Annotated in this window: 12 protein-coding genes; 9 read left to right on the forward strand and 3 right to left on the reverse strand. The window is 68.1% G+C overall.

Features of this window, described 5'->3' with window-relative positions; genetic code table 11:
- Positions 1 to 18: 18 nt before the first annotated feature.
- Positions 19 to 771, reverse strand: a complete 753-nt coding sequence (locus tag GVN21_RS13940) for a hypothetical protein (protein ID WP_166575364.1) — start codon at positions 769 to 771, stop codon at positions 19 to 21.
- A 144-nt stretch (positions 772 to 915) separates the two neighbouring features.
- On the opposite strand from GVN21_RS13940, the gene GVN21_RS13945 reads away from it, so the two are divergent.
- The 9 genes from GVN21_RS13945 to trmB all read left to right on the forward strand — a co-directional run bounded on the left by GVN21_RS13945 (position 916) and on the right by trmB (position 9,299).
- Positions 916 to 1,485: a hypothetical protein gene (locus GVN21_RS13945; RefSeq protein WP_166575365.1), complete on the forward strand. Its 570-nt coding sequence runs from the start codon at positions 916 to 918 to the stop codon at positions 1,483 to 1,485.
- A 63-nt stretch (positions 1,486 to 1,548) separates the two neighbouring features.
- Positions 1,549 to 2,898 (forward strand): tRNA (N6-isopentenyl adenosine(37)-C2)-methylthiotransferase MiaB, encoded by a 1,350-nt coding sequence (gene miaB / locus GVN21_RS13950; protein WP_166575366.1) that lies wholly within the window; start codon positions 1,549 to 1,551, stop codon positions 2,896 to 2,898.
- Positions 2,895 to 3,839, forward strand: a complete 945-nt coding sequence (locus tag GVN21_RS13955; protein ID WP_166575367.1) for a PhoH family protein — start codon at positions 2,895 to 2,897, stop codon at positions 3,837 to 3,839. The genes miaB and GVN21_RS13955 overlap by 4 nt, the downstream gene beginning before the upstream one ends.
- A 136-nt stretch (positions 3,840 to 3,975) precedes the next feature.
- A complete protein-coding gene (gene ybeY / locus GVN21_RS13960) occupies positions 3,976 to 4,308 on the forward strand; it encodes an rRNA maturation RNase YbeY (protein ID WP_346764262.1) in 333 nt (110 codons plus the stop codon).
- A gap of 66 nt (positions 4,309 to 4,374) precedes the next feature.
- A complete protein-coding gene (locus tag GVN21_RS13965; RefSeq protein ID WP_346764266.1) occupies positions 4,375 to 5,181 on the forward strand; it encodes a hemolysin family protein in 807 nt (268 codons plus the stop codon).
- Positions 5,178 to 6,821 carry an apolipoprotein N-acyltransferase gene (gene lnt, locus GVN21_RS13970; protein WP_346764263.1) on the forward strand — a complete coding sequence of 548 codons (1,644 nt, stop codon included), beginning with the start codon at positions 5,178 to 5,180 and terminating at the stop codon, positions 6,819 to 6,821. Before GVN21_RS13965 ends, lnt begins: the two co-directional genes overlap by 4 nt.
- 35 nt (positions 6,822 to 6,856) lie before the next feature.
- Positions 6,857 to 7,276: a helix-turn-helix transcriptional regulator gene (locus tag GVN21_RS13975; RefSeq protein ID WP_166575369.1), complete on the forward strand. Its 420-nt coding sequence runs from the start codon at positions 6,857 to 6,859 to the stop codon at positions 7,274 to 7,276.
- A gap of 80 nt (positions 7,277 to 7,356) precedes the next feature.
- On the forward strand, positions 7,357 to 8,580 hold the full coding sequence (gene metK / locus GVN21_RS13980) for a methionine adenosyltransferase (protein ID WP_166575370.1): 1,224 nt from the start codon (positions 7,357 to 7,359) through the stop codon (positions 8,578 to 8,580).
- A gap of 35 nt (positions 8,581 to 8,615) precedes the next feature.
- Entirely contained in the window at positions 8,616 to 9,299 is a 684-nt protein-coding gene (gene trmB / locus GVN21_RS13985) for a tRNA (guanosine(46)-N7)-methyltransferase TrmB (protein ID WP_166575371.1), read from the forward strand.
- A gap of 30 nt (positions 9,300 to 9,329) precedes the next feature.
- Here the strand turns inward: trmB and GVN21_RS13990 are convergent, their stop codons facing one another.
- The gene (locus tag GVN21_RS13990; protein ID WP_166575372.1) at positions 9,330 to 10,367 is read right to left on the reverse strand and encodes an alcohol dehydrogenase family protein; all 1,038 of its coding nucleotides are present in this window, start codon (positions 10,365 to 10,367) and stop codon (positions 9,330 to 9,332) included.
- Positions 10,364 to 11,410, reverse strand: coding sequence for a phosphotransferase family protein (locus GVN21_RS13995; RefSeq protein WP_166575373.1), 1,047 nt, complete (start codon positions 11,408 to 11,410; stop codon positions 10,364 to 10,366). The genes GVN21_RS13990 and GVN21_RS13995 overlap by 4 nt, the downstream gene beginning before the upstream one ends.
- Between the last annotated feature and the right edge of the window lie 313 nt (positions 11,411 to 11,723).

An 11,723-nucleotide genomic window follows, 5' to 3' on the forward strand; every position in this document is an offset into this window, starting at 1 on the left:
GTATCGGCAAAGGCCGAATTACTTTGAGCCATTCGACGCCCCCGGAAAGAGCGTGATGTTCTCGGATGGAAGGTCGCTGGCCATGTCGGGCAACTTGTAGCGACCGTTTTCGGCGACCAGCAACGCACGCTGCTTCATCTTGGACAGGTGCGTGCGGACCAGGGCCGGGTTGCGGTTGGCCACCTCCCGAGTGTCCGGATGACGCTGTAGCGCAGAGATGACACCTGCCGGCGAGAGCGAACCGCCGTGCGCCCCAATAACCTCCAAGATGTACTTCGGCATGCTGATCCGCCCCTCTTCTTCGGGAGGGGCGGCTTCGTCGATCTCGCCGGATTGGATCTTGGCGTAAGTCTCAGGCGCGTAAAAGCGCTTCCCGACCTTCACAAGCTCCCCGCCAACTTCCATCGCCTTGATGGTGTTATAGTAGCCGTTAGGGGAGATTTCGAAGCGCTCTCCGAACTCCGTCCCCTGTGCCAACTCCACAAACTCCGCTTTGGTCAGGTAGCCTTGCTTGGTGCGAAGGGCGGTGCTGATGAACTCCCGCCACGTTCGGGGCTCTCGCTTGACCTTGCCTGCGTAAGCTGGAGCCAAGGGCTCATTGGCAGGAACCGCCTCTACAGCGGTGGTGCCAAGCAGCCGGGCAATTGCGCTCCGGTCGGCGCGGACCTCGGCCAACTCGGCGACTAGGCGCGCTTCGCGGATCGCTAATTCAGCGTCCTTGTCTAACATGACGCGCCCCTCGGGCGAGTCGGGTAAGATGATCGCGGCCATGGGGGACTCATGCCATATGCCCCGCCCCTGGGGAAGTGGGGGTCATACATATTTCTGTTCACTTGGCGTTCTTTCTGCAACTTGGTATCTAAAGTGCATAATCGCCTTCATGGAACGCCGATCCAGCTGGGGGAGAAACCCGCCATGTCCCGCATTCTTATGGCCGCCTCTGCGGTCGCCGCCCTGTTCGCCCTGGCCGCCTGTGACGGTGGACCGGCCAGCAAGCCCTCTCGTGATCAGGCGGAGGCCGGCGGTTCGCCCGCCTCGCCCAGCGACGCGGGAGTCGAGACCGCCTCAAGCGCCATCGACGGCGAGGCGCCGAAGACCGATCCGCGCACCCAGCCGGCCAGGATGCTGGACGGGGCGCCCATCTGGGCCGCCAACCGCCGGCTGACCGCCGAGGAGGCCGCCCAACGCCAGTTCACCCGCAACGGCGCCGACTTCGGCGCCAAGTCGGTCGAGGACTACGCCCGCCAGGCCCGCGCCTTCGTCAACAAGCCGCCGTCCGGGGCGGAGACCATCACCCGCCGCAACGGCGACAAGCTGATCTATGACGAGAAGAGCAATGTCTTCGCCGTGGCCACCAAGGACGGGGTGCCGCGCACCATGTTCAAGCCCGAGGAAGGCCCCAGCTATTGGCAGGAGGCCAAGGTCAGGGCTGAGCAGGGCCCGCGTCGCAATCGCGAAGGCCGGGACCGGGAGGATCGGGGCTGACCCCTCCGTCCCGCAAAGGCCGGAAACCTTGCGAGTCCCGGCCCGCGCCCCCATAACGCCCGCATGACGAGTTCCGCGCCGGTAAAGCGCCTCTATATCAAGACCTACGGCTGTCAGATGAATGTCTACGACAGCGAGCGCATGGCCGATGTCCTGCGCCCGCTGGGCTATGGCATGACCGACGATCCGGAAGGCGCGGACCTGGTGGTGCTCAACACGTGCCATATTCGCGAGAAGGCCACCGAGAAGGTCTATTCGGAACTGGGCCAGATCAAGCGGATGAAGGCCCGCAAGGCCGAGGCCGGCGGCCAGATGACCATCGCCGTGGCCGGCTGCGTCGCCCAGGCCGAGGGCGCCGAAATCATCAAGCGCCAGCCGGCCGTCGATCTGGTGGTCGGACCCCAGGCCTATCATCAGATGCCCGAGCTGATCGCCCGCGCCCACCGGGCCAAGGGCGAGGGGCTGGCCGCCGAGTTTTCACCGGAAGAAAAGTTCGACGCCCTGCCGGAGGCGCGGCACGTGACCGGCGTCACCGCCTTCCTCACCGTGCAGGAGGGCTGCGACAAGTTCTGCACCTTCTGCGTGGTGCCCTACACCCGCGGCGCCGAATGGTCGCGGCCGGCCGAGGCCATCCTGGCCGAGGCCCGGGGTTTGGCCGAGAAAGGCGTGCGCGAAGTCACCCTGCTGGGCCAGAACGTCAACGCCTACGACGGGGCTGAAGGCGGGCTCGCCGCCCTGGTTCGCGCCCTTGCCAAGATCGATGGCATCGATCGCATCCGCTACACCACCAGCCATCCGCGCGACATGGACGAGGCCTTGATCGCCGCCCATGGCGAGGTCGAGGAACTCATGCCCTATCTGCACCTGCCGGTGCAGGCCGGGTCGGACAAGATCCTCAAGGCCATGAACCGCGACCACACCGCCGAAAGCTACCTGCGGCTGGTCGAGCGGATCCGCGCGGCCCGGCCGGACATGGCGATGAGCTGCGATTTCATCGTCGGCTTCCCTGGCGAGCGGGAGAAGGACTTCCAGGCCACCCTCGATCTGGTCGCCGAGGTGAACTACGCCTCCGCCTTCTCCTTCAAGTACAGCCGCCGTCCGGGCACCCCGGCCTCGGCCATGCCCGGCCAAGTGGACGAGGCGGTCAAGGAAGAGCGCCTGGCCCGCCTCAACGCCCTGCTCTCCCAGCAGCAGCAGGCCTTCAACGAGGCCCAGGCCGGCAAGGTCCTCCCCGTGCTGATCGAGAAGCCCGGCCGCCGCGAAGGCCAGCTGGGCGGTCGCAGCCCCTATCTGCAGCCGGTCCATCTCGACGGCCCGGATCATCTGGTCGGCGAGATCGTTCCGGTACGGATCGTCACTGGCCACAAGGGCAGTCTGACGGGCGAATTGGTCCAGGCGCTGGAGCCCGCGTGAGTCGTCCCCCTGAGTTCATCACCCTCTCCGACGCCGCCGCCCGGGCGGTGGCCGGACCGGGCAGCCGTCACGCCGCCCTGATCGAGGACGCCTTCAAGGTGCTGCTGGAGACCCCCGGCGGCGGGGTGTCGATCAGCGGCGATTCCCGCGCCCGCTCCCTGGCCAAGCGGGCCATCGCCGCGCTGGCCGCCCAGGCCGACGCCGGCGCCGAGGTGGCCGAGGCCGATGTCCGCGTGGCCGTCGGCCAGGCCCGCTCCGGCGAGCCCGGCCCCGTGGCCCCCGGCGCGGCGCGGCGCGGTCCCGTCTCGCCCAAGACGGCCACCCAGGCCCAGTACATGGACATGCTGGGCCGCCATGAGCTGGTGTTCGGGCTCGGCCCCGCCGGCACCGGCAAGACCTTCCTGGCCGTGGCCCACGGCGCCGGCATGCTGATGCGCGGCGAGATCGACCGGCTGATCGTCACCCGCCCGGCGGTCGAGGCGGGCGAGAAGCTGGGCTTCCTGCCCGGCGACCTGACCGAAAAGGTCGATCCCTACATGGCCCCGGTCTGGGAGGCCCTGACCCAGATCGTCGGGACCGAACAGCTGCGCCGCCGCCGCGACAAGGGCGAGATCGAGGTCGCGCCCATCGCCTTCATGCGCGGCCGCACGCTGAGCCACGCCTTCATCATCGTGGACGAGGCCCAGAACACCTCCCGCCTGCAGATGAAGATGGTGCTGACCCGGATGGGCGAGGGCAGCCGCATGGCGGTGACCGGCGATCCCAGCCAGATCGACCTGTTGAATGCCGCCGATTCCGGCCTGGCCCATGCGGTGGCCATCCTGGAAGGCGTCGAGGGCGTGGCGGTCACCCGGTTCAGCGCCGCCGACGTGGTCCGCCACCCGATGGTCCAGCGCATCGTCAAGGCCTACGACGAAGACGCGGCCAAGCGCGGCCGATGAGCGACATCGACATAGAGGTCGAGGATCCGGCCTGGACGGCTGTGCCGGACGTCGAGGCTGTCGTGCAGGCTGCGGCGAAAGCGGCAATGCTCCAGTTCCGCCCCCCTTGGGGGCGGAACTTGAGCTTGGGGTCACCGTGCTGCTCACGGGGGACAATGAAGTCGCCGACCTCAACACCCGCTTTCGCCACAAGCCCGGCCCGACCAACGTCCTGTCCTTCCCCGCCCCGCCCAATCCCGAGAACCACCTCGGCGACATCGCCCTGGCCTACGGCGTCTGCGCCCGCGAGGCCGCCGCGCAGGGCAAGACGCTGGCCGACCATCTGCGCCATCTGACCGTCCATGGCGTGCTGCATCTTGCGGGATACGATCACCAGACCGATGATGAGGCCGAGGCCATGGAAGCATTGGAGCGGCGTGTGCTGGCCGATCTGGGCGTTGCCGACCCCTATGCCGATGAACAGAGCTAGATGACCGACCCCGATTCAGACCCGCCGCCAGAACCTCCCCAGCGAAGGCGAGGGGGGTTGGGCGGCATGTTGCGCCAGGTGCTCCGCGCCTTCGGCGAGACGCTCGACACCGACGCCCCCGCCACCCCCGGCGCCGAGGATCTGGCCAATCACGCGCGCGAGTTCGCCCGGCTGGACGTGGGCGACGTGATGATCCCCCGGTCCGACATCCAGGCCATCGAGATTTCCACACCGTTCGAGGAGGTGGTCGCCCGCTTCGTCGAAACCGAGCACAGCCGTCTGCCGGTCTATCGCGAGACGCTCGACGATCCGGTGGGCGTCATCCACATCAAGGACATCTTCCGCCTGCTGGCCTCGGGCCGCAGCGCCACGACCCGCGTCCTGCTGCGCACGCTGAAGCGCGAATTGCTCTATGTGCCGGAATCCATGCCGGCCACCGTGCTGCTGGAGAAGATGCAGCTTCGCCGGGCCCACCTGGCCCTGGTCATCGACGAGCATGGCGGGGTCAGCGGCCTGGCCACCCTGGAGAACCTGCTGGAAGCGGTGGTCGGGGAGATCGACGACGAACATGACGAGGCCCAGGTCAGCACCGTGATTGCAGGGCCGGACGGCGCCTTCGAGGTCGACGCCCGCGCCGATATCGAGGACCTGGAGGCGGCGCTCGAGGTCGAGGGGCTTGTTCCGGAGGAGCTTGAAGAGGACGTCGACACGGTCGCCGGCCTGGTCACCGCCCTGGCCGGCCGGGTGCCTGAGGCCGGCGAGGTGATCTTCCATCCGGGCGGCTGGGCGTTCGAGATCACCGACGGGGATCTGCGCCGGGTCAAGCGGGTGCGGGTCCGCCGGCTGGCGGCGGCCGTCGCGCAAGAGGCGTGACCCTGACGGGCGATGCCATCCCGCCGGTCCGATCCGCCCGGGCCATCTGGCGACCGCGCCTGCTGGCCCTGCTCGCCGGGATCGCCGCCGCCCTGGCCCACCCGCCGTTCGGCCTGCTGCCGGGCCTGCTCAGCTACGGCGCGCTCATGCTGCTGATCGACGGATCGGGCGCCGACCGGCCGCTGCGCTCGGCCTTCCTGCGCGGCTGGTTGGCGGGCCTGGGGTATTTTGCGGTCGGCACCTGGTGGGTGGCCGAGGCCTTCCTGGTCGATATCGCCGCCCACGGCTGGATGGCCCCCATAGCGGTAACCCTGATGGCGGGCGGTATCGCCCTGTTTTGGGGGTTGGCGGCCTGGCTCTACCGGCTGGCTCGCTTCGACGGCCCCTGGCGGGTGGTCGTCTTCGCCGCCGCCTTCGGAGCGGCTGAATGGCTGCGGGGGCACATCCTGACCGGCTTTCCCTGGAACCTGCCGGGGGAGACCTGGCGGGCCGGCTCGGCGATTTCCCAGATGGCGTCGGTGGTCGGGGTTTACGGGCTGACGGTGCTGACGGTCGGCGTGGCCGCCGCCCCCGCCCTGCTGCTCCGCGACCGCCGCCGGGCCGATCTGATCGCGGTCGGTGCGGCGGCGGCTGTGGTGGTCGGGATGGCCGGCTATGGCATGGCGCGGACCGCCAACGCCCCCGTTGCCGCGGTCGGGGCGGAAAGGCCAGTCATCCGCATCGTCCAACCCAACGTGCCCCAGACGGTGAAGTACGACCCGATCGTCTTCAGCCGCATCCTTGCCAAGCATCTGAAGCTGACCCGCCAGCCGGGCGAGCAGCTCCCCGATATCGTCATCTGGTCCGAGGGCGCCATCCCGATGCTGGCCAACGACTACCTCGCTCCGGACAGTTTCGAGCGCACTGCCATCACCGAGGCCCTCGTCCCCGGTCAAGTGCTGCTGGTCGGGGCAGCGGTGGCCGAGGCGCCGGAAGCCGCTGGCGGCCGCGTCCGCTATTTCAACAGCCTGCTGGCCCTGCGCCGCGATGGCGACGACCTGACCCTGATCGGCCGATACGACAAGCACCGGCTGGTGCCGTTCGGCGAGTTCCTTCCGCTGGAAGGCCTGCTCACCCCGCTCGGCTTCAAGGAGCTGGTCAAGATCGGCGACGGCTTCAGCCCCGGACCGAGGCCCGCCCCGATCGCCCTGCCCGGCCTCGGTATCGTTCAGCCGCTGATCTGCTACGAGAGCCTCTACCCGGGCTTCACCCGCGAAGGGGCCAAGGCCAGCGGCCGGCAGCCGAAGCTGTTGATCAACATCTCCAACGACGCCTGGTTCGGCGCCACCAGCGGCCCCCTGCAACACCTCAACCTGGCCAGCTATCGCGCCATCGAGGAAGGCGTCCCGATGGCGCGCGTCACACCCACGGGCGTATCGGCCATGATCGACGCCTATGGTCGAGTGATTCCCTCCGCCAGGATTGAGCAGGGCGCGGAGGCTGTGATCGATGTCGGGCTTCCACCCACGGTAGATATTACCCCCTACCGCAGGTTGGGTGACACAATATTTTCGTTATTCATGATTGTATCCATCGGCCTAACCCTGGTCTTTCACTGGCGAGGCATGAAAAAACCGCCCAGACTGTTTCGGCGGCGCTAGCCGGAACCCTCATCTCCTTACTGGGCAGGGCCTTGATGACTGAAGACGTTAGCCGTTCACCCAATCCTATCGACGTCCATGTCGGGCGCCGGGTGAGGCAACGCCGCAAGGCGATGGGGGTGACGCAGGAGCGGCTGGCTGATGACCTGGGCCTGACTTTCCAGCAGGTCCAGAAGTACGAGCGCGGCGCCAATCGCGTCTCGGCCTCCAAGCTGTACGAGATCGCGGTCGCCCTGCAGACCAGCACCGAATATTTCTTCGAAGGCCTGGCCGACCCCGCCTCGCTGAAGGAAGGCGGCGGCGACGCCGAGCCGGCCTCCGAGAAGTTCGTCAACGCCTTCCTGATGTCGAGCGAAGGCCTGGAGCTGGCCGAGCTGTTCTCGCGCCTGAAAAACCCGCGCCTGCGCAAGCGGATCGTCGAACTGGTGCGCAGCATGGTCGAGGACGAGGCGTGATCGTCCTCAATCGGCCAACAGCCTTGCGGGATATAAGGATATCTTTATAGGTTCCCCCAGCCTCAAGCCGGGAGCCATCCGTGAGCCGTCAGAACTACATCTTCACCAGTGAGAGCGTGTCCGAGGGGCACCCCGACAAGGTCGCCGACCGGATCAGCGACGTGGTCGTTGACGCCTTCCTGGCCGAGGAGCCCCAGGCGCGGGTTGCCTGTGAGACGATGGTGACCACCAACCGCATCGTCCTGGCGGGCGAGGTTCGGGCCGGCAAGCCGGGCCTCTCCAAGCAGGAGAACAAGGATCGCAACAAGGCGATCATCGCTTCGCTGGAGCCCAAGGTCCGCGACGCGGTCAAGGACATCGGCTATGCCCAGAAGGGCTTCCACTGGGAAAAAGCCAAGTACAGCTGCTTCCTGCACGCCCAGTCCGACCATATCGCCCAGGGCGTCGACGCCGGGGAGAACAAGGACGAGGGCGCCGGCGACCAGGGGATCATGTTCGGCTACGCCACCGACGACACCCCGGAATTCATGCCGGCCACCCTGCAGTACAGCCACAACATCCTCAAGCGCCTGGCCGAGCTGCGCCATTCGGGCGAGCTCGACTTCCTGGAGCCGGACGCCAAGAGCCAGGTCACCCTGCGCTATGAGAACGACCGGCCGGTGCATGTGGAGGAGATCGTCGTCTCCCACCAGCACGGCAAGAAGATGGAGGGCGGGGCCCCGACCTCCAAGCGCATGCTGGCTGCGCTGAAGCCCTACATCCTGCCGCTGTTCGCCGACGGGCTGATCAGCAAGAAGACCAAGTGGCACATCAACCCGACCGGCAAGTTCCTGATCGGCGGGCCTGACGGCGACACCGGCCTGACCGGCCGCAAGATCATCGTCGACACCTACGGCGGCGCGGCGCCCCACGGCGGCGGCGCCTTCAGCGGCAAGGACCCGACCAAGGTCGACCGCTCGGCCGCCTATGCCTGCCGCTACCTGGCCAAGAACGTGGTCGCCGCCGGCCTGGCCAAGAAGTGCACCATCCAGATCAGCTATGCGATCGGGGTGGCCCGGCCGCTGAGCTTCTACGTCGACACCCATGGGACCGGCGAGGTCGATCCGGCCAAGCTGGAAAAGCTGCTGCCGGACCTGATCGGCGGCGCTACCCCGCGCGCGATCCGCGAGCACCTGCAGCTCAACAAGCCGATCTACGCCCGCACCGCCGCCTACGGCCACTTCGGCCGCACGCCGGACAACGAGGGCGGCTTCAGCTGGGAAAAGACCGACCTGGTCCCCGAGCTGCAGAAGGCCCTGGCCTAGCGTTCGACAGCGGGGGGCGGTAAAGGCCGCCTCCCATGCCGACGCCTCAAAAACCCCACGGCCCGTTGCGGTCCTTCGGCCGCATCAAGTCGCGCCCGATCAAGGCGCGGCAGGCGGCGCTGTTCGACAGCCTGCTGCCCGCCATCATAGTGCCGGAAACAGCCTTCGATCCCCTGACCCTCAAGCCGGGCGCCAAGGCGGTCTGGGTCGAGATCGGTTTCGGGGGCGGGGAGCACCTGGCCGGCCAGGCGGCGAACAATCCCGATGTCCTGCTGATCGGCGCCGAGCCGTTCCAGAACGGCGTGGCCAGCGCGCTGCGCCACCTGGAGGAAGCCGGCGCGACCAACGCCCTCATCCATCCGGGCGATGGCCGCGAGGTCCTGGCCAACCTGCCGGACGGCAGCGTCGACCGCCTGTTCGTCCTCTTCCCCGACCCTTGGCAGAAGGCGCGGCACAACAAGCGTCGGCTGGTGAACCCCGAGTTCCTGGCCGAGGCACACCGTATTTTGAAGCCGGGTGGAAAATTCCGCTTCGCCACCGACTGGGCCGACTACGCCGACTGGACCCTGGAGCGCGTCCTGGCCAGCGGCCTGTTCGCCTGGCCCGCCGACAAGGCCGATGACTGGCGCGTCCCCCCGGCTGACCACCTGACTACGCGCTACGAAGAAAAGAAGCTCGGCGATATCCCGCCGGTTTGGCTGGACTTCGTACGGGCGTAGATCGCGCTAGCTCTCCGACCGCCGCCCCCCTCAGGGCGTCAGGATCATCTTCAGCGCCCCGTCCTTGCGGCCGTCGAACATGGCGTAGGCCTCGGCCCCATCGCTGAGCGGCAGGCGGTGGCTGATCACCCGTTCGGGCTTCAGGCGGCCGGCCTGGACCAGGGGGATCAGTTCGGGCCAGGTTTCCTGGACGCTGCAGGTCCCGATCCGGAAGGTCAGGCCCATCATGAAGGCGCGGGCCATGGGGAAGTCGAACCGGCGATCCTGGTTGACCCCGATCACCGACACCGTGCCGCGCCGGGCGGCCAGGTTCAGCGCCAGGTCGATGGTGCGGGCATGGCCGACGGCCTCGACCGTGCTGTCGACCATGCGGCCGCGGGTCAGTTCGCGGATGGTCTCGACCGCGTCGTCCGGGTGCAGGGCGGTGGCGCCCAGGGTCTCGGCGATGGCGCGGCGTTCGGCCACCGGGTCGATGGCGAAGACGCGGGCGGCGCCGAGCACGAAGGCCTGCTCCACGGCCATCAGGCCGATGGGGCCAAGGCCGACCACGGCGGCGGTCTTGCCGGAGCTGATGTCGGCGTTGCGGGCGCCGTACCAGGCGGTGGCCATGCCGTCGGTCATCAGCAGCGCCTGGTCCTCGGTTATCCCCTCGGGGATCAGGGCGGCGTTGAAGTCGCCTGCCGGGACGCGCACCGCCTCAGCCTGGGAGCCCTGCAGCTTCGAGGACAGGCCGTAGCAGCCGGCCGACCCGGTCTCGCAGCGGATGACGTCGCCGCGCAGGCAGGCGGGGCAGGCGCCGCAGCCGACGGCGGCGGAGATCATCACCTTGTCGCCGGATTTCAGGCGGCGAACGCCCCGGCCGATCTCGACCACCTCGCCCACCGCCTCATGGCCGACGCAGAAGCCGAGGTCCTCGCTGAACCCCTCGCCATGATAGATGTGCAGGTCGCTGCCGCAGATGGCGCAGCCGGTGACCTTGACCAGGACATCGCGGTCATCGTGCAGGACGGGATCGTCCATGCTCTCGTAGCGGACGTCGCGGGGGCCGAAGTAGCGCAGGGCCTTCATGGGGCGGCTCCGTCGATCCAGCGCAGGGCGCGCTGGAAGAGGTTGAGGGTCGATGCGTGGAGGCGATCGCCGATGGCCTTGGGCGCAAGGCCGGCGCCGGCCCGGGCATGGCTGCCCTCCAGGATGATGCCGAGCTTGTAGCAGGCCAGGACGCCGTACCAGCGGATGTGGGTCAGGTCCCGGTCGCTGTGGCGGCCGTAGTGGTCGATGACCTCGGCGATGGTGGGGAAGCCGTCCCAGGGGGTGACCGGGGTGATCACCGCCTGGCCGTCCTCGGGCCACATGGCCATCAGCCAGCCGAGATCGAGCAGGGGATCGCCGGTGCTGGCCAGTTCCCAGTCGACGATGGCCGCCAGCTCGCCGCTGTCGTGACGGTAGATGACGTTGGCCAGGTGATAGTCGCCGTGAATCAGGCCAGGGCGGATGGACGGCGGACGATGGGCGTCCAGCCAGGCGCCGACGGCCTCGACGCCGGGGACCTCGTCGGTCCAGGTCGGGAACTCGCGATAACTCTCATACTGCTTGCGCCAGCGGGGGACCTGGCGTTCCAGCCAGCCGTCGGTCTTGCCGAGGGTCTCCAGCCCGACCTTGGCGATGTCGATCTTGCTGAGCGCAATGATGCCGTCGGCCAGGGCGAAGCCCATGCGGTTGCGGATCGCCGGGTCGCGCGTATGAAGCGGCGGCAGGCCGACGGTCGGGTTGAAGCCGTCGATCGGTTCCATCAGGTAGAAGGCCGCTCCATCCATGATCTCTTCCGGACAGGCGGCGATCAGGCCGGGGTGGGGCACGTCGGACCCAGCCAGGGCGGCCAGCACCCGGGCCTCGCGGCGCATGGTCTCGTTGGAATTGCCCCGCAGTTTGGGGGGCGGGCGGCGCAGGACGTAGTCGCGGCCCGAGCGGGTGAACTTCAGCAGGATGTTCTGGGTGCCGCCGGTCAGGACGGTGAGGTCGGTCAGCGGGCCAGACCCCAGACCCTTCGCGTCCATGAAGGCGGTCAGCACGGCGAGGTCGACGCCCTCGGGGACGGTGTTGTCGTCGGCCATCTGTCCTCCCAGCCGTCGTGTCGCGGCCTTTGGGACAGGCTAGGCGGTTGTCGTGGCGGCAGGCAAACTTCTGGTGAAGGCCCCTCGGGGCTCCCTTCTCCCCTTGCGGGAGAAGGTGGCGCGAAGCGCCGGATGAGGGGTCGATAGGTCTCAAAGCTGCTTCGCGAGAGTGGCTGCAGGCTGTGTTGGGGGCCGGTGCGCCCCCTCATCCGTCGCCTACGGCGACACCTTCTCCCGCGAGGGGAGAAGGGGACCTCTGGCGGACAACTTCGCAGGAAAGGGGTGGGCGGACGCAGGGGCAGGAGGGCAGAAT

Origin of the sequence: Caulobacter sp. SLTY (genome assembly GCF_009905535.1) — a bacterium.
Lineage (GTDB): Bacteria > Pseudomonadota > Alphaproteobacteria > Caulobacterales > Caulobacteraceae > Caulobacter.